This window comes from Martinezella lusitana, assembly GCF_016901135.1.
GTDB classification, from domain to species: Bacteria; Pseudomonadota; Alphaproteobacteria; order Rhizobiales; family Rhizobiaceae; genus Rhizobium; species Rhizobium lusitanum_D.
Genome location: NZ_JAFEVL010000003.1, coordinates 291213 through 311492, shown reverse-complemented (window position 1 = coordinate 311492; position 20280 = coordinate 291213). Strand labels below are relative to the sequence as shown.

Below are 20280 nucleotides of genomic sequence, written 5' to 3'. Positions count from 1 at the left end.
CTTTTTTCAGGCCAATCGTGATCGCAAAGCCGGCCTCAATTCGAAAAAGCGGCGATGCCGGTGATGGCGCGGCCGAGGATGAGGGCGTGGATGTCGTGGGTTCCCTCATAGGTGTTGACCACTTCGAGGTTGACGAGATGGCGGGCAATGCCGAACTCGTCGGAGATGCCGTTGCCGCCGAGCATGTCGCGGGCGGCGCGGGCGATGTCGAGCGCCTTGCCGCAGCTGTTGCGCTTGAGGATCGACGTCAGCTCCACAGGCGGATGGCCGTCTTCCTTCATGCGGCCGAGACGCAGGCAGCCCTGCAGGCCGAGCGTGATCTCGGTCACCATGTCGGCGAGCTTCTTCTGGATCAGTTGGTTGGCGGCAAGCGGCCGGTCGAACTGCTTGCGGTCGAGCACATATTGCCGCGCCTTGGCATAGCAATCCTCGGCAGCACCGAGCGCACCCCAGGCAATGCCGAAGCGCGCCGAATTGAGGCAGGTGAACGGGCCTTTGAGGCCGGAAACATTGGGCAGCAGGTTTTCTTCCGGCACGAAGACATTGTCCATGACGACTTCGCCCGTGATCGAGGCGCGTAAGCCCACCTTGCCGTGGATGGCCGGTGCCGACAGTCCCTTCCAGCCCTTTTCGAGGATGAAGCCACGGATGACGCCGTCCTCGGTCTTGGCCCAGACGACGAAGACATCGGCGATCGGTGCGTTCGAAATCCAGGTCTTGGCGCCGGTGAGGCTATAGCCGCCATCGACCTTCTTTGCCCGCGTCACCATCGAGCCGGGATCGGAGCCGTGGTTCGGTTCGGTGAGGCCGAAGCAGCCGATCCATTCGCCAGTGGCGAGCTTCGGCAGATATTTCTGCTTCTGTGCTTCCGAGCCGAAAGCATCGATCGGCACCATGACGAGCGAGGACTGTACGCTCATCATCGAGCGATAGCCGCTGTCGACCCGTTCCACCTCGCGGGCGATCAGGCCATAGGCGACATAGCCGAGGCCGGCGCCGCCATACTCCGGCGCAATCGTCGGCCCGAGCAGGCCGAGCTCGCCCATCTCGCGGAAGATCGTCGGATCGGTCTTTTCATGGCGGAAGGCTTCGAGCACGCGGGGGCTGAGCTTCTCCTGCGCATAGGAATGGGCGGTGTCCAGCACCATGCGTTCTTCATCGCTCAGCTGCTCCACCAGCCGGAACGGATCGGCCCAGTCGAAAATCTCGCGGCTCATGCTCTTGTCTCCCAGATCTTTCTTTTCTCGATCGCGGCTAGTCTATGCCTTGCGGCTGGCGCGGGCTCGTTCGGTGGCGGTCGTATCCGAATGGCAATCCGCCGTCACGACAACGCCGAAGAGATCGAGCGCTTCCGCCGTCGTATAACGACCGAGCCGCACATCTTCGCTCACCGCTTTTGGATCGCGTGTCAGCGGATCGCCGTAGCCGCCGCCGCCCGGCGTGCCGACGCGGACGCGGTCGCCGGGTTTGAGCGCGATGTCCTGCGCCTTCGACAGATGCTCGGGTGTCATGGCTTCGCCGTCGCGCCAGACCGTGACGCTGTTCGTCCGCCCGTCGCTGCCGCCAAGCGCGCCCTGCGGTCCGAAACGACCGTGATCCATGACGAAGCTTGCGGTCGCGGCACCGCGCCTGAGTTCGATCTCGTAGTCGAGACCGAAGCCGCCGCGATGCTTGCCGGCGCCGCCGGACCCTTCGCGAAGGGCATAGCGATGGTAAAGCACGGGGAATTGCTGCTCCATGATCTCGACCGGCGGTGCCTTGGAAATGCCGATGGTCGAGCAGCCATTGGCGAGCCCGTCGTGATCGCTGTTGCCGCCGTAGCCGCCGCCGGAAATCTGGTACATGACGTAGCCGCGCCCGCGCTCCGGGTCGTGGCCGCCGAGCGCGAAATTGCCCGAACTTCCGGCCGGCGACGCCGTCACCCGATCAGGCAGCGCTTCGACCAGCGCCGCAAACACCGCCTCGGCGATGCGCTGGCTGACTTCCGCAGCGCAGCCGGAAACCGGGCGCGGATAATGGGCATCGAGGAAGGTTCCCTCAGGGGTCTTCACCTTCAACGGTTCGAAGGCGCCGGCGCTAATCGGAACGTCGGGGAAGATATGGCGCATGGCGAGGTAGACGGAGGATAGCGTCGTCGCCAGCACCGAATTCATCGGCCCGGCGCAGGGTTTCGACGACCCCTCGAAATCGAAGGACAGTTCATCGCCTGTCGCCGTGATTGAAAGACGGATTTCGAGCGGTTCGTTGACCACGCCGTCGCTGTCGATATAGGCGACGGAACGATATGTGCCTTCCGGGATCAGCCGGATATTGGCGCGCATCTGCTCGGCCGCGCGGCGTCGCAACTCGCTAATCGCTTGGGCGACCGTATCGTCGCCGTAGCGTTCGAGAATGCGCACCAGCCGTTCCTGCCCCACAAGAAGGGCTGCCGCCTGGGCCTTTACGTCACCGATGCGTTGTTCGGAGACACGGATGTTCGAGCAGATGATCGCATAGATCTCGGTGTCGAGCTTGCCTTCCTTGAAAAGCCGGACCGGCGGCAGGCGCAGGCCCTCCTGTTCGACGGAGGTGGCCGACGCCGAAAAGCCGCCGGGGACCGCGCCGCCTGTATCCGGCCAGTGACCGGTGTTCGATAGCCAGCAGAAGATCTCGCCATTGCGATAAACGGGCATCGCAAAACGCACGTCCATCAGATGCGTGCCGCCGAGATAAGGGTCGTTGACGATATAGATGTCGCCCGGTTTCGGCGCCGCTGCCTTGCCGGAGGCGATCATCTCGATCAGCGTGCGCGTCGAATATTGCATGGTGCCGACAAAGACCGGCAGACCGCCGGCGCCCTGGGCGATCAGCGAGCCGTCCTCGGCCGAATAGATGCCGTCGGAACGGTCATTGGCCTCGGCGATGACGGGCGAGAAGGCGGCGCGGGAAAAGGTCAGGTCCATTTCGTCGCAGACCTGCTGCAGGCCGGATTGGATGACGCTCAGCGTGATGGGGTCGATGCTCATTGGCCGGCTCCGATCGTGATGATGATATTGCCGTCGTCGTCCTGAGTGGCGACGTCGCCGGGCTCGAGAATAATGGTCGTGTCCATCTGCTCGATGATCGCCGGCCCCGATATAGTCGCCTTGATCGGCAGGTGATCGCGCCAGTAGATCGGCGTCTCCCGCCAGCCGTCGAACCAGACCGGCCGCATGCCGGTCTGCGCTTCGCTAAGCGTTGCCTTGCGTCCGGCCGCATCGATCAACATGGACAGATCGATCTCGGTGCGCCGGCCGATGACCGAGGTGTTGACGTTGACGAGGCTGGCGCGGATTTCCGGAAGCTCGACATGGAAGCGGTTGAAGTAGGCTTCCTCGAATCGGGCTTGCAATTCGGCCCTGGTCGGCATTGCGCTCGGCAGCGGCACGCGCAGCAGATGCGTCTGGCCGATGAATTGCATATCGACGGAGTAAATCTCGCGGATCTCGCGAATGGCGACCGCTTCCTTGCCGATCAGACGACGCCCTTCCGCCGACTGCCTTTCGAAGAGCGCGTGCACCGCGTCCATATCGGCGACATCGAGCGGGCGGTTGACCGTATTGACGAAATCGTGCCGGAGATCGGCAACGACGCAGCCGAGCGCGTTGGTGATCCCCGGACGGGACGGCGTCAGCACCCTTGGAATGCCGAGCTCCCGCGCGATCGCGGTCGCGTGCAGCGGGCCTGCTCCGCCGAAGGAGAACAGCGCGAAATCGCGTGGATCCTCGCCGAGGCTGACCGAGACCATGCGCACGGCGTCCGCCATGCGGGCATTGGCGATGCGGATGACGGCCGCTGCGGCCGCCGTGGCGTCGAGCCCCAGCGGACGGCCGAGCTTTTCCTCGAACAGGTCACGAATGTCGTCGATGGAAATGCTGCCGGGAACCGAGTTGAGCCTGGAGGGGTTGAGGCGGCCGAGCAGCAGGTTGGCGTCGGAGATGGTCGGCGTGGTGCCGCCGCGGCCATAGCAGATCGGCCCCGGCATGGCGCCGGCGCTTTCCGGGCCGACCTGGAGCAGGCCCGCGGCGGTGATCTTGGCGATCGAACCGCCGCCGGCGCCGACGGTGCGCACATCGACCATCGGCACATGGATCGGCATGGCATATTCGATCTCGATCTCGTTGGAGACCGCCGGTTCGGCGTTGCGGATGAGGGCGACGTCGGTTGACGTGCCGCCCATATCATAGGTGATGAGATTGGGGATGCCGGCGCGCCGGCCGGTATAGGCCGCTGCCATGACGCCGGAGGCGGGGCCGGACATGACGGTCTTTGCGGCCTCCTTGGCGACGTGGCGCGCAGACACCATGCCGCCATTGCCGTTCATGACGAGAACGTCGTGCTTGTAGCCCTTGGCGGCGAGCTGGTCGGCGAGGCGCTCGATATAGCGTGCGAGCAGCGGCTGCACGGATGCATTGACGGCCGCCGTGACGCCGCGCTCGAACTCGCGGCTTTCGGACAGAAGCGCATGGCCGAGCGTGATATTGCCGTTCGGCCAGATCTCGGCGGCGATCTCGCCGGCGCGCAACTCATGCGCCGGGTTGGCATAGGCATGCAGGAAGTGAATGACCAGCGACTCGCAATCCGTGTCCATCAGGGCTTTCAGGGCAATGCGGAGTGCCTCCTCGTCGAGGGGGATCAGCACGTTGCCGGCGGCATCCATGCGCTCGGGAACTTCGAGCCTGAGGTCGCGCGGGATGATCGGACGAAACTCGCCCTTCATGCCATAGGGGTTCGGGCGAGTGCGCCGGCCGAGCTCCAGCACGTCGCGAAAGCCGTGTGTGGTGATGAGACCTGTTCGGCAGAGGTTGCGCTCCAGAACGGCATTCGTGGTGGTGGTGGTGCCATGCACGATCAGGTCGAGCGCCGCGACATCGGCCTCCGCCGCATCCAGTGCGTTGAGAACGCCGAAAGCCTGATTGTCGAGCGTGGTCGGCGTCTTGGCGAGACGGACCTTGCCGGAGACCGTGTCGAAGAGCACGAGATCGGTGAACGTGCCGCCGACATCGATACCCGCGACCTGCGATTGTTCAGGTGTCAGGCCCGATGGTTCATTCGGAGAAGACTGAGTCACGACTGTTCCCATTATTGTTTGTATACAAATGAATTTATGGACCAGATCGAACCGCTGTCAAGCGCCACGATCTTGGAGCATGCCCCTAGCGTAGGCCATCCTTGCCTTCGACATCCGACGCCTTCAGCCCCCCGACGCGGGCAAGCGGCCGGCCGCTATCCGTAAGGGCGACGGCCACCATGATTTCCGCCGGACGCGGCGCGTCGGCGAGGCTCACCTCCATCCCGTCGAAATGCGATCGCACATAGGCGGCATCCTTGTGCCCGAGCGGAATATCGAGGGGCCGGCCGGGGCCGCCGCGCTTTTTTGAGGAGGGCACCAGCGCGGCGCCTTTTTCCACGGCCTCACGCAGCGGTTTGCCAAGCGATGGATGCAGCAGGGCGGCCGCATGTTCCAGCTCGCCATCCTCGCCGACCAGCGCCGCCTTGCCATAGCTTTCGACCTGCGCCGGCGAAATCCCGAGCGCCTCGACGCATTTGCGGCCAAGCAGGCCGCCGAGTTCCGCGCCGATCTCGATCAGCGGCGTCAAATCCTCGACATAGCGGCCGGCGAAGGGATTGGCGATGACGGCCACGGCGGCAGCCTTGCGCGTCGGCGGCGAGATGGTTTGACCCATTTCGGTCAGCGTCTCCTCGACGAAGACGGTGATCTTGCGGATGTCGGCGCTCAACGCAGGCCGTCCTCACCCTTGATGTCCTCGGCCTTGAGGCCGCCGCTGCGGGCATGGACGCGCGGACCGGTGGTCATGACAAGCACGACCGCCATCTCATTGGCGCGCGGACCGTCCGGCACGCCGACTTCTATCGAGTCGAAATGGCTTCGCACATAGGAGGCGTTGATATGGGTAACCGGCACGTCAAGCCGCGTGCCGGGGCCGCCGACCTTCTTCGAGGAAGGTACGATCGCCTTGGCGCCACCCAGCACTTCGCGCATGGCGTAGCCGCCCGGCGCGTGCCAGAGCGCGCCATGCTCCAGTTCGCCGGCCTGACCGACGATGATGCCCTTGCCATATCCTTCGACGTCAGCGGCATTTCCGCCGAGTGCGGCGACCAGCCGGTTTGCCATATCGAGGCCGAGCGGCTCCAGATCCTTCATGAAACCGGTGATTTCCTCATGATAGCTGCCCGCGAATGGGTTCTCGATGACCGCGACGATCGCCCCCCGCTTCAGCGGCTTTGCGACGGGCTTGCCGCCTTCGTGATAAATCTCCTCCACGATGGTGAGGAACTTGCGGATCTTGACGTCAGGCATTGGAAAACCGCTCCATGGATTGATCGATTGAAAGAGGCGAGGCTGTAAATGGCCGGGCTGCGGCCGGCATGGCGAGCAGGCCCTGGTTCCTGAGAAAGAGGCCGGCGCGATCGATGAGGCCGAGTGCGATGAAGCGCTCCGCTCTGGCAAGGCCACAGGAAAGTGCCATGTCGATTTCTGCATCGGTCAGGGGGCCGCAGCCGGTGACGACCAGGCGCTCGCCGAGATCGCTGTCGTCGACGACGTCGATGGCGCGCGCCCGGCTGATGGCGGCATGGCCGGGGAGATCGACGGCATTGGCAATGAGCGTGACCGCCGCGTCGGCTGCCGCCGCATTCGCTGCCAATACGGTCACCGAATCGGCAATGCCCATCGACAGGCTGCGTCCGCCGCGTCCACTGGTGGCGATGCCGCGTGTGGGGCTGGAAGCATGGAGAGCGAAATCGCCGAGCGAAATTCCGTCTTCGCGCGCCATACGGACATGAAACTCCGCATCGCCTTCAAGATGGATGGCAATGTCGCCGCCATTGTTCACATAGGCGCGGGCAGGGCGGTCGTCCTTGTCGAACGCGGCCAACATCGCCGCCAGGATTTCATCGGCGACGGCACCGGCAACTGCCGCCATCGGTGTGATGAAATGGTCAACAGCAAACGGCCGGACCGCGGTGACCATGTGTTGGGCGACCGAGCCCTCGGGCATTGGGCTGTCAATTTTGGCGGGAGCGCGGAGCAGGGGCAGTTCGCTCACCAATTCGTCAAGGACGGTCTGGAAACGGGCAATGGCGGCAGTGAAGGCGCGGACGCGCCGTTCGGCTTCGCCCATGCCTGTAGCGGCGCCGTCATTGACGCCAATGATGAGATCGATCGGTCCGTGCTGCAGATGCAGCCGGCCGTTCGGATCGCCATCGAGATATCGGGCAATAGGCCGCGACATGCTATCGCTCCCTTTGCCGTCAGGCGCCCCATCGGAAGTTTCGGCTTGCAGTCGGCCAAGGCCCCTGACCGATCGGCGTGACTTTACGCTCGGCCATTTCCAGCGCCTGCTCGATCGGCATGACGGCGTCCATATGGCCGCCGAGTGCGCGGTAATCATCGAGCCGCATGGTGAATTCGATCGGCGCGACGAGCGCGGGCGTCGGCACGTAGCCGAAAGCGTTGCTCGGCATTTGCGTCACGTCGGCCATGACGGTGATACCGCCGCCCGGCCAGACATAGGCTGGTACGCCGCCGCAGGAAACATGGGTCAGCGCTTCCTTGACGGAGCGCGTCAGGCGGACGGGGTTCGTGGTGACACCGGCCCGCAGGCTGCCGCCCGCACCGCCGATGAACAGGACCGAGGTGAGGGCCGGCTCGCAATTTTCCGCGATGATCTCGACCGATTCCTGCAAGGCTGCGGGAAGGATTGTCTGCAGTTCCGGCCGCAGATTGTCGTCGAGAATATAATAGCCGTACTGCTCGCCGGTGGTCGATACCATCAGCATGCGCATGCCCGGCCAGGCCGTTTTGGGATCGAAATCGCCGAGGATCGTCAGGGGGTCGGAGATGTTGGTGCCGCCCCAGCCGATGCCGGGCTCGGCCACCTGGAAATAACGGCCGGGAGTCGAGCGCCGGCCCTTGATGCGAATGCCGGTGGCTGGCACGTCGAGCAGGCGTCCGGCCTGGTGTTCGGAGAGCACGCCGGTGATATGGTCATCGACAACGACGACCTCATCGACATGGCCCATCCACTGCTTGGCGAACATGCCGATGGTCGCCGAGCCGCAGCCGACGCGCATGCGGCTTTCCTCGACATCGTTGATAATAGGTGCAGCGCCTGCCTTGATGGTCAGGCTGACCCCGCCGTCGACCTGCATGTCGACGGCTTCGCCATTACAGAGTTTCAACAATGCGTCGCAGGTAACGCGGCCTTCCTTCTTCGAACCGCCGGTCAGGTGGTGCACGCCGCCGAGCGACAGCATCTGCGAGCCGTATTCGCCTGTTGTGACATGGCCGATCGCTTCGCCGTCGACCCGCACGGTTGCCGTTTCCGGGCCGAGAAACCGGTCGGTGTCGATCTTCACCTTGGCGCCGCAATAGCTGAAGATGCCTTCGGTGACGACGGTCACCATGTCGACGCCGTTTTCCTGCTGCGACACGATGAAGGGTGCCGGCTTATAATCGGGATAGGTCGTGCCGGCGCCGACGGCGGTGATGAAGCTTCTGGTGGCGTGGACGATGTCGCCATCCCATTCGCTCTCGCCCGGCTGGGCCAGGAACGGCACGACATTGCCGCCCTCGGAAATGGTGTTCTCGATGATCGTCAGCGGATCGACGCGGATCAGCTCGCCGCCGACATTGGCATAGCGATCGCAGGCGCCGGACCGGCCATCGGAGATGTAGCACATGACGGGACAGGCATCGCAGCGAATCTTGCCGTTTGCGACGCTTTCCACGCGTTGCTTGACCATGGCACTCTCCTTTTAACGCGGCCGCTTGTCCGGTGGTGCTGCCATCAGCCCATGGACGGATATTTGACCGTCATTGTTCCCAATTTTTCATTTGTATGCGAATGAGTATCAGCCGGTCTTTCGGTCCTGTCAAGCGAGGGCGGGGAGCCCGGGCAAAAATGCTGTCATCGGCATGGATGGACTTTACCACCGCCCGCGGCCGGCCCTGTTATCGGCCGGGCTACGGCGTTGACAAATATGGTCTTCAAAGTAGACGCTTGCGACCTCGAGCGTTTACATCAACGCACAATGACGCTCTAATCTTTTGAATCTAGAACAGCTTATCCACATCGCAACCATATGCGCAGATCCGGGGCGGGACAAATGCAGAAATCGCGTGAAGACAGACAATCCGCCGCACCCGAATACCATGTCGATCGGCAGGTCGGGTTCTTTCTCCGGCAGGCGAACCAGCGGCATGTCGCGATCTTCGCCAATGGCATCGGCGACAAGCTGACGACGACGCAATGGTCGGCGCTTTCGAAGCTCAAGGAAATCCAACCCTGCTCGCAAAACCAGCTCGGGCGCGAAACGGCGATGGATGTCGCGACCATCAAAGGGGTCGTGGACCGCCTGGTGAAGCGCGGTTTCGTTGCCACCGCGCCGGACCAAAATGATGGGCGCCGGGTCGTCCTGTCGCTGACCGAAGATGGCCTCACGGTCATCGCCGCGAATGTTAGCGCGGCGGTCGCGGCGACCGAGGAGACATTGGCGCCGCTCACCTCCGGCGAGCGGATGATGTTCCTCGAACTGCTGCAGAAAATCTGCTGAGCGGCTGCCGTTAAGCCCTCGATCCCATCCTTCCGTCTTCGATTGTGACGAAACTTCGCGGTCTCGGCGGAAGGAATGGATTGCGCGATAAAATTCATTCGTGTACAAATGAAATAAATAACGAAGACGAGGGAAGACGGATGAGCTTGTCAGCAGAGGAAGCAGTCATCACCGACGGTCAACAGACGGGTACCACGCCGGCCTTTCCGGTGCCCGCCAATGTCTTTGTCCAGACGGTGACCGAGGTACGGCATTTCACCGACCGGCTCTTCAAGTTCCGCATCACGCGGCCGGCGGAATTCCGTTTCCGTTCCGGCGAATTCATCATGATCGGCCTGCCGAATGCCGAGCGTCCCGTTTTCCGTGCCTACTCGATCGCCAGCCCCTTCTGGGACGAGGAGATCGAATTCTATTCCATCAAGGTCCCGGGCGGCCCGCTGACGGAGCATCTGCAGAAAATCGTGCCCGGCGACACCGTGCTGATGCGCAAGAAGCCGACCGGCACGCTGGTGCTCGACGCGCTGATCCCAGGCAAGCGGCTCTACCTCCTGTCGACCGGCACCGGCGTCGCGCCTTTCGCAAGCCTGATCCGCGATCCGGAGACCTACGAGAAATTCGAGGAGATTGTTCTCGTCCAGACCTGCCGGGACGTAGACGAACTCACCTACATCACGGAGATGGTCGAGGCGCTGAAGGACGACCCGCTGATCGGCGAACTCGTCGGCGATCGCCTTCGTCTGCATACGACGACGACGCGTGAGCCCTTTGCGCGCATGGGCCGGATCACCGACCTTTTGACCAGCGGCGAATTCTTCGAACAGACTGGCCTGCCGCGCATCAATCCGGACGAGGATCGCGGCATGATCTGCGGTTCGGCGGCGATGCTGAAGGATACCAAGGCTGTTCTGGAATCCTTCGGTCTCATCGAAGGCGCCAACAATGCCCCGGCCACCTTCGTCATCGAGCGCGCCTTCGTCGGCTGAGCGCATCGATCAGGCTCGAAACCGTAGAAGCGGTTTCGAGCCTTTCCTATTCAAGCGTGGGATGCGGCAGCGACCAGTTCGGCCGTGGTCCGAAATTCGACCTGCTCGGGCATGCGCGACAATATATGTTCGATGGTTGCCGCATGTGACAGCGGCGCCGAACTGCCGATCGCATCGCTCGCGACGATGACATGAAAGCCGGCATCGATCGCGTGGAACAGGCTCGCCAGAACGCAGACATCCGTCTCCACGCCGCTGAAAATTAGCGTATCGACACCCTCGGCGATCATGCGCCCATGGAAACCCGGCGCGCCGAAAACGGAATAGGTGGTCTTCTCGATCACGTTCCGAGGCTCAGCTAAGGCCGCGAGCGGGGCGACCAGATCCTGCATCGCCGGATCCATCGTTCCCGTCGTCAGCATCGACCAGCGCTCGTAATAGGTCCGCCACCGCCCCGTTGCGTGGCTTGGGGCGGCAGGGACCATGAATTTGGCAAACAGCGTCCGGCCGGCAAAGGCGCGTGTCAGGTCAAGCACGTTCGGTAGGATTTCGGTTACCGCCGGCGTATGCCAGACCGTTTCTTCGGCAAAAAGCCGCTGCATGTCGATGACGATATGGCGGGAATTGTTGAGAGAGGGTGTCGTCATCTTCAGTCCTCGACGGCAATGGTGTGGTCCGGCGACCAGACGAGGGTCACGTCCGTTCCGCTTGCGAGAACGGTGCCATCGCGATTTTGCGCGAAGAGTTTCAGCGAGGTTCCATCCGGCGTTACGAGCGCATAGGTGAGTGCCGGGCCGGCATAGATCACAGTCTCTATGCGGGCCTGTAAGACGTTGAGACCCGCTTCAGGCGATGTACCCACTGGGAGGATCGACATCTTTTCAGGCCGGACGGCGAGCGTTGCGCTGCTGCCTGTGGACGAAAGTGGGCCATGGCAGCGCACCAGTGTGCCATCGGCGAGCTTGACGCCACCATTTTCAATCGTGCCGTTCAGAAAGTTGGAATCACCGAGGAACTGCGCTGCGAAACGCGTTTTCGGGCGCTCATAGACCTCCGCAGGAGCGCCGATCTGGACGATACGGCCGCGATCGAGGATCGCGACCTTATCGGAGAGCGTCAGTGCCTCTTCCTGGTCATGGGTGACAAAGATCGTTGTCAGCCCGGTCTCGCGCTGGATGCGAAGCAGTTCGACCTGCATCTCCTGCCGCAGTCGCCGGTCGAGCGCCGAGAGCGGCTCATCCAGCAAGAGGACGCTCGGCTTGATCACCATGGCGCGGGCAAGCGCCACGCGTTGCTGCTGCCCGCCAGAGAGCTGCTTCGGCTTGCGATCGCCGAAGCCCGGCAGCCGTACCATTTCCAGGGCGCGATCGACCTGTTGCCTGGCCTCCGCACCGCGAATACCGCGCCGCGCCAGGCCGAAGGCGACGTTTTCGGCGACCGTCATATGCGGGAACAGCGCATAGGACTGGAAGACCATGCCGATATTGCGCGCCCAGACCGGTGTCGTCGTCACGTCCTGGCCGCCGATCGCGACCTTGCCGCTGTCGGGTGTGATGAACCCGGCGATGATACGCAAAAGCGTCGTCTTGCCGGAGCCGGAGGGACCGAGCAGGCTGGTGAAGGATCCTTCCGTGAAATCCGTCGAGATGTCGGCCAGCACCGGTGTCCGGCCGTAGGTCTTGGCGACCGATGATACTTCAACGTTTGTCACTGACGCCTCCGGGCCTGGCAAAGATCGCAAAGACGAGGATGGCGGCCATCGAACCGATCAAGAGGATCGTCGAGATGGCGTTGATCTCTGGCGTGAAGCCCTTGCGGATCGCCGAATAGATTTGCACCGGCAAGGTGGTGAAGCCGGGTGTTGCGAGGAAATAGGAAATGACGAACTGGTCGAGCGAAACGGCGAAGGCAAAGAGTGCCGCGCCAAGGATGCTCGGGGCAAGAAGTGGGAGCGTCACCGAAAAGAAGGCATGGATCGGTGTCGAACCCAGGCTCATGGCCGCCTCTTCGAGATCGGCGCGGATCGTTTGGAAGCCGGTTCCGACGACGAGAACCACGTAAGGAATGGCAAGCGCCACATGGCCGATCAGCAGTGCGTGCATGCCGCGCCCGATGCCGGTCCAGAAGAAGAAGACGAGCATGGCCGTTCCGGTGATCAGCCAGGGAATGGCGATCGGCGGCAGCAGCATGAGTTGCAATAGCGTTTTCCCCTTGAATGTCCGCCGGGCAAGCGCCACCGAGGCCATCGTTCCGAGGATTGTCGAGACGACAGCCGTGATGACGGCAATGACGATGCTGTTGATCCCGGCTGAAATCAGCTGGTCGTTGCTTGCAAGAGCGACATACCATTTGGTCGAAAAGTGAAACGGCAGCTCATAGAGCGAGGACTCGTTGAAGCCCATCGCCATCATCACCACGATCGGCAGATAGAGGAAGACAAGGATGGCAAAGAGATAGAAGCGCGCAAGACCGATCATGCGACAGCCCCGCTGCCGCGCCGAAGCACGCCCGAAAACGTCGCGAAGATCGCAAGCACGACCGCGAGCATCGTGAAGGATAACGCTGCACCCAGCGGCCAGTTGAAGGCTTGGGTGAACTGGTCCTCGATGACCGTACCCATGGTAACGCCGACGCGGCCGCCGAGAATGCGCGGCTCCATGAAGGAGCCCAGCACCGGCACGAAAGTCAGCACGGCGCCGGAGATCAGACCGGGTGCCGCCATCGGTATGAGGATGCGGAAGAGAATCGTCCACCAGCGGGCGCCGAGGCTTGCGGCGGCCTCGATGATCGCATCGTCGATCGTGACCAGTGCAATATAGCAGGTCAGGATCATGTAGGGCAGATAACCGTGCACGAGGCCGACCACGATGGCCGGTCTGGTGTAGAGAAAGCCGATCGAACCGGCTCCCGGCCAGACCCAGTGCAGCACATCGTCGAGAAAGCCGCCTTCGCGCAGCACCATCGTCCAGGAGAAGATGCGCACGAGACCATTCGTCCAGAACGGCAGCAGGATCAGGATCAGCAAGGTTTCGCGCGTCCGGCCGATCGTGGCGCGCGCGAGCGCCAGCGCCGCGAAGAAACCGAGGACAGCGCAGGCAAAAGTCGTCCAGAAACCCATCAACAGCGATGTCCAGGCGATGCCCAGAAGATAGGGCTGCGTGGAGAAGACCTGGTATTGCCTGAGCGTGAAGACGATCGGGGCCTTGCCCATCGGTGTCGCATTCATGAAGCTGAACACGAACATCGTGCAAAGCGGCAGGAGAACCGCGATGAAGAGCCATCCGTAGGTGGGCAGCAGCAGCACGAGCGTCGCGAGCCAACCGGGTATGCCCGGCCGGGCGCGCGGACCTTCCAGCCCGCGCGCGGCCGATGCAGAAACTGCCTCAGGCTGCATAGAAGGCTTTCACTTCCTGCCAGAGGTTATTGAAGGCTTCGCGGCGATCGTCGGGCAGGGCCGACTGGATCGTCATCGTCTTCAGATATTCCGGCTTGTGGATCAACCGGTTGAGATCGTCGGCCGGCAGTTTTTCCATGGCGGCGGCATTGGCCGAAGCCGGCGCGCCGACCTTGGTTGCCCATTGGAAATAGAAGTCAGGGTCGATCATATAGTTGATGAAGGCAAGGCCCGCATCCGGATTGGTGCTCGTCGCCGGAACCGACAGGCTATCCAGCCAGCCGATGCCGCCTTCCTTCGGAACCACGAATTCGACCGGCAGCTTGCTGTTGCGCTTGGAGCGGACGGCAGCACCCGACCAGAAGATCGAAAGGTCGAATTCCTTGGCAGCGAATGCCTTGTTCCATTCGTCTTCGCTCGACCAGAGCAGCTTGATGTTCGGCTTGAATGCCTTCAGCTTCTCGGTGACGACGGCGAGGTCCTTCGGATTGTTCATGTCCTGGCCGGACAACAGCGCGCCGATCGCAACGCCGGTGACGGCATCGTCGAACAGGGCGACGCGGCCTTTATGGGCGGGGTCGCCAAGCGCTGCATAGCTGTCCGGCTTGGGCGACCCCTCGGTGATGGCAAGCGAGGTGATGCCCCAGACCCAGGAGACGCCGTTGGTCTTGCCGTCAAGCTGCAGGTTGGCATGGTTCTTCAGCTCCGGCGACAGGCCCGATGCATTCGGCACCTTGGAGAAATCGATGGGAGAGATGAGACCTTCGCTCGCAGCTTGCTGCGAACGGGCGCTATTGATCAGCACCACGTCGTAGACGCCCGGGTTGGTCCTGAGCTTCGTCAGCATTTCCGGCTCGGAGCTGAAATAGTCGTGAACGACCTCGATGCCGGTCTTTTCGGTGAAGGCTTTGAGAGCCCAGGCTTCGTCGGTGCCGTAGCCCTGCCAATTGAGAACGGTGATCTTGGTGGCGGCGCGCGCCTGGCGCGGTAACAGGGACGATGTAGCAGCGGCGAGAGCGCCGGTGCCGATCAGGCCCAGAGTTTGACGTCGTGTGGTGTTCATCCTGATGTTCCCCTTTTTTCTGACTTTTGGTCCATTTGCCGATGTTTGTGAAGGCTTCGTCTTGCTCGCAGTCCTAGCGGATATCGAAACGGATATGCATCAGTGAAGTGGAAATCGCCGGCTTTCTCGGAACGCGGCTGATTTCCGTATAGTTTCTTGAACAAAAGAATACATCCCGGAATTGATCGCCAATTCCAAGGTTTTCGCATCTGGCGCGAAATAAGTTCTTCGGTCGTTCCCTATTCTTTTTTGTTTGTATACAAACGATTAATGCGGAGATATTGCCTTGTCAAGCACAGGCTGCGAGTTGGCGTGATCTAGGCTTCATTTTACTTGTCGGCGATGCCATAGGTGAAATTCCCGGGCTTTGTCCGCTGCGGGAAGAGTGACTACAATACCGGTGTCGGCTGCGCGCCATTGGGCATCCATCTCGCCAAGTTTCACCGCCACGACCTCGCCTGCACCGATCCCGGCGAGATGCAGTTCCGCCACGCTCTGCGATGTGCTTTCGATGCGGCAGGAAATGTAGCCATCCCCAACGACGAGATGGGTGAACCGCCCAAGAATATTTGTCGACAGGAACGGGACACCATCGCGCATCACCGTCAGCGTTCCGTTTTCCGCGCTGACATGGATACGTCCTGCGGGTGACAACAGCGGACCAAAACTTGCGTCAGTGCCGTTGTTGCAAAGGCTCCAGCCGTTCCACGGGTCGAAGCCGCAGAGCTCCTCGACCGCCATCAAGGGAAGCAGCGCCGCCCAGATGTAGAACGGATCGGTATCGCCCTGATCCATCGCCTCGCCGGTCGTGGCATTGTAGTTCTCGGCGGCGATGCGCCGGTCCCGCCAGGATTGCATGAAGAGATCGTAGCTTTGCTTCGCCAGATGGCTGGCCTCGGCATCGAAGCGATAACGCTTGAGCCCGAGCCATACCATGAAGTTGACATTCGGCCAGATGCGGCCGCGCCAATAGACATTTTCGGCAAAGGCCGGGTCGTCGCGCGTGGCATTCGGCAGCACGAAGGCGCCGCCGAAGGTCGCGGGATCGGCAAGATGTGCCAGGAGGCGGGAGGCCTGTTCAGCGCTCGCCGCGCCGCACATCAGGGGATAGAAACTCGTCGGCGACAGCGAGCGGACGAAGCCACCCTTGCGCTGTCGATTGGCGAAGATGCCGCGATCGGCATCCCAGAGATGCTCGCGGATCAATTGCCGGCTCCGGTCTGCGAGTGTCGCGAACTCATCGGCCTCTTCGGCGCGGCCGAGAAGGGCGGCCATGTGGGACAACATTTCCGCGTCGAGCGCCAGTGCGCAGTTCAATCCGAGATCATAGGTCGAGAGGGTTCGGGTGACGGGATCATAGACGGCCTCGTCATGCGTCGCGGAATTGTCCATTCCGGTCTCGTTGCGGGCGCCGAAGATCGTCCCCTTGTAGAGCCCTTCGCCGACATCGCTGGTGCCACAGGAGATAAGTCCGAAACCATCGGGATCGCGATGGCTTCGCCACCAGCGCTGGTTTCTCGCGAGCGCCTCGTAGCTCGCCTCGATCATCGAGCGTTCGCCATTTCTCAGATACAGCAGCCAAGCAACAAGGCTGCCATGCGGCGGCTGGCTGCGGTCGACCCAGGCGTCGTTCGAGGTGACGATGCAGGCGATGTTGCCTTGCGGTGTGGCACCGGCAAGCGCCGTCGCCATGTTCTCGCGGGCGAGATCGGTGTCGACGACACCAGCCAGCAGGGCGGCGAATGTCTGATCATTGTACCAAACGGCGAACTCGCCGAGGTTCCAGATGCGGGTGACGGCGGTGTAGGGGCGGTGGTTGACCTTGTCCCAGATCGTGTTCCAGCCGACGACATCGCGTACCGCATCGAGCGCGCCGGCAAATTGTCCGTCATGCGGAGAAGGCGCCGGCCGGGAGGCTGCTTCGAGGCAGGCGCGCGCGTTCAATATCGCCAGCTCCTCGCTGTCGGCGATCGCAGCGGCGTAGGCGCCTTCGCGCATCATTTCCATGTTGAAGCGAAGACCGAGTACCGGTGCGCTGTCGCTGCGGGTCGCGGTATAGAAATAACCGTTGGTCTCGAAGTCGGCGCGCAGGGCATCGATGCTGTCATGACCGCTCACCTGGATCGCCGGTGCGCGGGTGACGATGGCCGCGAAGCGGCGATCGATCTTGACGATGGCGGCGCCCTTTTCCGCGTCGTAGCGAACCACTTCCCCGCCATCGGATGATACGGCCAGCGTTAGCCAGAACCGCGTCCCCCACTCACCGAGCTGAGGCGCTTCCCATTGTCCCTGGATGGCGAAAGGATCCGACGCACTCGCCTGAAACCGTATCGACGTTCCGCCAAGCTCCGTTTCGAGCTCGATCAGACTATTGTCGATCGTGTGGCGGCCGAAACGGACGGGATCGTGGCGCGGCTCAATGGCGCTCGCCCGTCGCGCGCGCGTCGAATAGAGCACCGGCGTAATGCGCAGGCCAAGCGGCAGGAACGTCAATTCCGCCGGGCGGGACGACCAGCTATTCCAGGCGCGGGCAAGTGGGATCGTGACGTGGCCGGGCATTGCATTCATTCCTTCACACTGACCGGGGCGTAGAAAAGCAGCCGCGGCGCTGCCGTCAAGCCGCTTTCGTCGGGCCAGGCTGAGCCGGCATAGGGCGTTCCGGCATAATAGCGATTGGCGGCCGTGTTGCTGACTGCAAGCTCAAGATCATGTAGGCCTGCGGAGAGGTGACCGAGAGCGATCCGAAAGGGCGGAAAGCAGCGCATGCCGGCATCACGCCCGTCGATCCGAACCGTGACGGCCGTCGCCACCGAGGGGAGATCCAGGATAATATCGGCGGCGGCGGCGAGATCGAATGTAAGGTGATAGCGGCCTGTGCCGGAGAAATCCGCAAAGCCCTGCACCTGCCAGCCTTCATCGACATTGATCGCGAGAGCATCGCCGCCTTCCGGTGTCCTGAATGTCCAGCCGCGCTCGAGAGCCACCGCACGCAATGGCTTCGGCTGTTTGAACAGGGGCGCGATTGCTCCGGATGCTGCCGGACTTTCGCGCAGGCGAAGACAAGCAAGCTGCTGCGGCTCGAGGGTTATATCCAGGGATGCTGCCGTTGCGATCGGCGTGCGCGTTCCCTGTGCCGCGTCCCAGATGTCGTATTCCACGCCAGTGCCAAGCGATATCAGCAGGTGGTCCGCGTCGTTTCCCTCATTGAAGAGCACCACGCGCCAGAAATCCTCGCGATCACGGGCGATGTGACGGCCTATTTTGCCGGAGAAAGATATTGTCGGACCTTGCGCCGGCAACCGGCTCAGCAGTTGGGTGACCATCTGCGCATCCGGTTCGGCGTCGAGATGGGCTGTCGAGCTAATTGACAAGCTTCCGTCGCATGCACATTCCGGCACCTCGCCCGAGGTCCACAACTCTCCACCCGCGGCAACAAACTCACCGAGTATGCTGGTTGTCCGAACGCTCCCGAGAACTCTGACGGCTGGCAGGACGAGGGCTGCAAAACGGAGACCGTTGACATGCAGCTGCCCATCACGGATCTCGGCATTTGCCAGGCTTTCTTCATCGATCACCATGTAGTCGCAGCCGTTTTCGGCAAGAGCCTCGCACCATCTACCGAAATGTCGGGCGTGTGCGTGGCGCGGTCCTTCCGCCCATGCCGTGTGGAGCGGATAGAAGAGCGCGATGGGCGCAAGCGGTGTCGTATCTTCGAGGAAAGCCGAGAGCCGTGCGGTCTCGTCGGCAATGGCGGCATGATGCGGCCACCAGGGTTCGAAATTCAGGCCGGGCGCGAAGTCGAATCGCGGATTGATGAACAGCCTATCGTCATCATCGTGCCCGTCGGTCTGGTAGAGCGCGTGCATCAGCACCTGGCGGGCGCCAAGCAGATGCAGCCGTATCGATTGCGCGCGCAGCGTTGCCGGCGTCAGCTCCCATTGCCCGGCGCCGCGCCGCTCGGTGCGGGTGGCGGTCGCGTAGAGTTCGACAATCGTGCGCGAACGTCCGTGGGCGCGGGCAACGGAATCGCCGAGCTTCGGTGCGAGTTGTGCCGCGAAATTATTGGCATCGACGGCAGTCTCGTCACGCAATGCGTCGAGGCCGAAAAAGTCGACAGCAGGGGCGACCCGTGGGTCGATCGACGAGAAGCCGCCATTGAGCGCGAAGCCGCCGACATGCGGCAGGATCTCATGTCCGGTCAAGGACAGGCCATGCCTTTCCGCAAACGCCTTCAGCGGCTGGAAAAAGCCATCATACATTAGCCGGGTATAGGTCTCATAGAAGAGGCAGCGCAGCCGTGCGGTCGACGGACCCAGGTCCATCACCAACGACAGCAACACAGTGCCGAACGCGGTTCCGCTTGCCGTCTCGACCGCGGCTGCCAGCAGCGGCGCATAGAGCGGGCTGTTGCCAAGGTTGCCGGTATGCTGGCGCCAGCGATAGAAGCCGGGACCCGGCTGGTCGAAGAACAGGAATTCAAGCGGCTTCGGCATCAGCCTGCCGAGCGCATCCGCATAGGGTTGGAGGCCGACGTCCACGAACCGTTGGCCGGCTTCCGGCAGAAGATAGTTGATGAGGCGAGAGGTTAGGCAGAGCGCCGAGGCGAACACCGTCAGCCTCCATCCCTTCGGAATTTGGCCATCGTAAGAGAAACGGCAGCCCTCGTCTGTCCCCACAATGCGAACCCGATCGGTCACGTCTAGGATCAGGTCCGGAGACGGAGCATCGACGGGATGCAGCAAGGCGGCGACGTATTGCCAATCGCCGAAGCGCGGTACACCGCCGTCATATAGCCAATCGGCAATATCCGGGCCTAGCGCGGCCGCAAATGGCGCTTTGATCCCGTCGATTTCGCCCGCGGGCGTCTCCACGGTTGCCCAAAAGAGATGCCGTTCGCGCAAGTGGTTCGCGCCCTCGACCGTGCGTCCGCCGGCCTGGCCGCTGGTCCAGTTGTAGTCATCGTAGAGACCGGCGGTGAGGCCGAGGTCGCCCATAATCGCGACTGCCTGCGCATAGGCCCGCAGAAAGGCAGGCGAGAGGTAGACCGAGCGCGGCAGCGCAAGGCGCGCCTGGATGAGGATCGTGCCGTAACCCTTGTCGCGAAAGTCCGTCAGTTGCGCCCGCATCTCGTCTGGAGTCGGCAGGCTATGCCAGAACCAGTAGGCGGCTGGACGGAAACGGGATTGCGGAGCTGCAAACCAGTCCGGCGCTGCCTGCTCAGTCCTTTCCATTTTTCCGGCCTC

General features: G+C 62.5%; 16 protein-coding genes. 2 read left to right on the top strand and 14 right to left on the bottom strand.

Translation table 11 applies throughout. The features are described 5' to 3' along the window. Nucleotides 1–35 precede the first annotated feature (35 nt). The 7 genes from JTP94_RS02150 to JTP94_RS02120 all read right to left on the bottom strand — a co-directional run bounded on the left by JTP94_RS02150 (nt 36) and on the right by JTP94_RS02120 (nt 8787). Nucleotides 36–1217: an acyl-CoA dehydrogenase gene (locus JTP94_RS02150; RefSeq protein WP_204848908.1), complete on the bottom strand. Its 1182-nt coding sequence runs from the start codon at nt 1215–1217 to the stop codon at nt 36–38. Nucleotides 1218–1259: 42 nt separating this feature from the next. Further along, nucleotides 1260–3005, bottom strand: coding sequence for a hydantoinase B/oxoprolinase family protein (locus tag JTP94_RS02145; protein WP_204848907.1), 1746 nt, complete (start codon nt 3003–3005; stop codon nt 1260–1262). After that, the gene (locus JTP94_RS02140; RefSeq protein ID WP_204848906.1) at nt 3002–5101 is read right to left on the bottom strand and encodes a hydantoinase/oxoprolinase family protein; all 2100 of its coding nucleotides are present in this window, start codon (nt 5099–5101) and stop codon (nt 3002–3004) included. Before JTP94_RS02140 ends, JTP94_RS02145 begins: the two co-directional genes overlap by 4 nt. A 73-nt stretch (nt 5102–5174) precedes the next feature. Beyond that, on the bottom strand, nt 5175–5759 hold the full coding sequence (locus JTP94_RS02135; protein ID WP_204848905.1) for an amino acid synthesis family protein: 585 nt from the start codon (nt 5757–5759) through the stop codon (nt 5175–5177). After that, on the bottom strand, nt 5756–6340 hold the full coding sequence (locus JTP94_RS02130) for an amino acid synthesis family protein (RefSeq protein ID WP_034505967.1): 585 nt from the start codon (nt 6338–6340) through the stop codon (nt 5756–5758). Before JTP94_RS02130 ends, JTP94_RS02135 begins: the two co-directional genes overlap by 4 nt. After that, on the bottom strand, nt 6333–7274 hold the full coding sequence (locus tag JTP94_RS02125; protein ID WP_204848904.1) for a UPF0280 family protein: 942 nt from the start codon (nt 7272–7274) through the stop codon (nt 6333–6335). Before JTP94_RS02125 ends, JTP94_RS02130 begins: the two co-directional genes overlap by 8 nt. 19 nt (nt 7275–7293) lie before the next feature. Next, on the bottom strand, nt 7294–8787 hold the full coding sequence (locus JTP94_RS02120) for a 6-hydroxynicotinate reductase (protein ID WP_204848903.1): 1494 nt from the start codon (nt 8785–8787) through the stop codon (nt 7294–7296). Nucleotides 8788–9150: 363 nt separating this feature from the next. Here JTP94_RS02120 and JTP94_RS02115 point away from each other — a divergent pair, with 363 nt between their 5' ends. Both JTP94_RS02115 and JTP94_RS02110 read left to right on the top strand, forming a co-directional pair. After that, nucleotides 9151–9597 carry a MarR family winged helix-turn-helix transcriptional regulator gene (locus tag JTP94_RS02115; RefSeq protein WP_246754616.1) on the top strand — a complete coding sequence of 149 codons (447 nt, stop codon included), beginning with the start codon at nt 9151–9153 and terminating at the stop codon, nt 9595–9597. A 140-nt stretch (nt 9598–9737) separates the two neighbouring features. Then, nucleotides 9738–10580: a ferredoxin--NADP reductase gene (locus JTP94_RS02110; RefSeq protein WP_246754615.1), complete on the top strand. Its 843-nt coding sequence runs from the start codon at nt 9738–9740 to the stop codon at nt 10578–10580. 50 nt (nt 10581–10630) lie between these two features. On the opposite strand, the gene JTP94_RS02105 is transcribed toward JTP94_RS02110, so the two are convergent. The 7 genes from JTP94_RS02105 to JTP94_RS02075 form a co-directional block, all read right to left on the bottom strand. Beyond that, the gene (locus JTP94_RS02105) at nt 10631–11227 is read right to left on the bottom strand and encodes a cysteine hydrolase family protein (protein WP_204848901.1); all 597 of its coding nucleotides are present in this window, start codon (nt 11225–11227) and stop codon (nt 10631–10633) included. A gap of 2 nt (nt 11228–11229) precedes the next feature. Then, nucleotides 11230–12291 carry an ABC transporter ATP-binding protein gene (locus JTP94_RS02100; RefSeq protein ID WP_204848900.1) on the bottom strand — a complete coding sequence of 354 codons (1062 nt, stop codon included), beginning with the start codon at nt 12289–12291 and terminating at the stop codon, nt 11230–11232. Then, complete coding sequence (locus JTP94_RS02095) at nt 12278–13057, bottom strand: ABC transporter permease (protein ID WP_204848899.1); 780 nt, start codon at nt 13055–13057, stop codon at nt 12278–12280. Before JTP94_RS02095 ends, JTP94_RS02100 begins: the two co-directional genes overlap by 14 nt. After that, nucleotides 13054–13974: an ABC transporter permease gene (locus tag JTP94_RS02090; RefSeq protein WP_204848898.1), complete on the bottom strand. Its 921-nt coding sequence runs from the start codon at nt 13972–13974 to the stop codon at nt 13054–13056. The genes JTP94_RS02095 and JTP94_RS02090 overlap by 4 nt, the downstream gene beginning before the upstream one ends. Beyond that, the gene (locus tag JTP94_RS02085; protein ID WP_204848897.1) at nt 13964–15037 is read right to left on the bottom strand and encodes a PotD/PotF family extracellular solute-binding protein; all 1074 of its coding nucleotides are present in this window, start codon (nt 15035–15037) and stop codon (nt 13964–13966) included. Before JTP94_RS02085 ends, JTP94_RS02090 begins: the two co-directional genes overlap by 11 nt. 324 nt (nt 15038–15361) lie before the next feature. Further along, nucleotides 15362–17596, bottom strand: a complete 2235-nt coding sequence (locus JTP94_RS02080) for an MGH1-like glycoside hydrolase domain-containing protein (RefSeq protein WP_204848896.1) — start codon at nt 17594–17596, stop codon at nt 15362–15364. A gap of 5 nt (nt 17597–17601) precedes the next feature. Continuing rightward, nucleotides 17602–20268 (bottom strand): carbohydrate-binding protein, encoded by a 2667-nt coding sequence (locus JTP94_RS02075; protein ID WP_204848895.1) that lies wholly within the window; start codon nt 20266–20268, stop codon nt 17602–17604. Nucleotides 20269–20280: the final 12 nt, after the last annotated feature.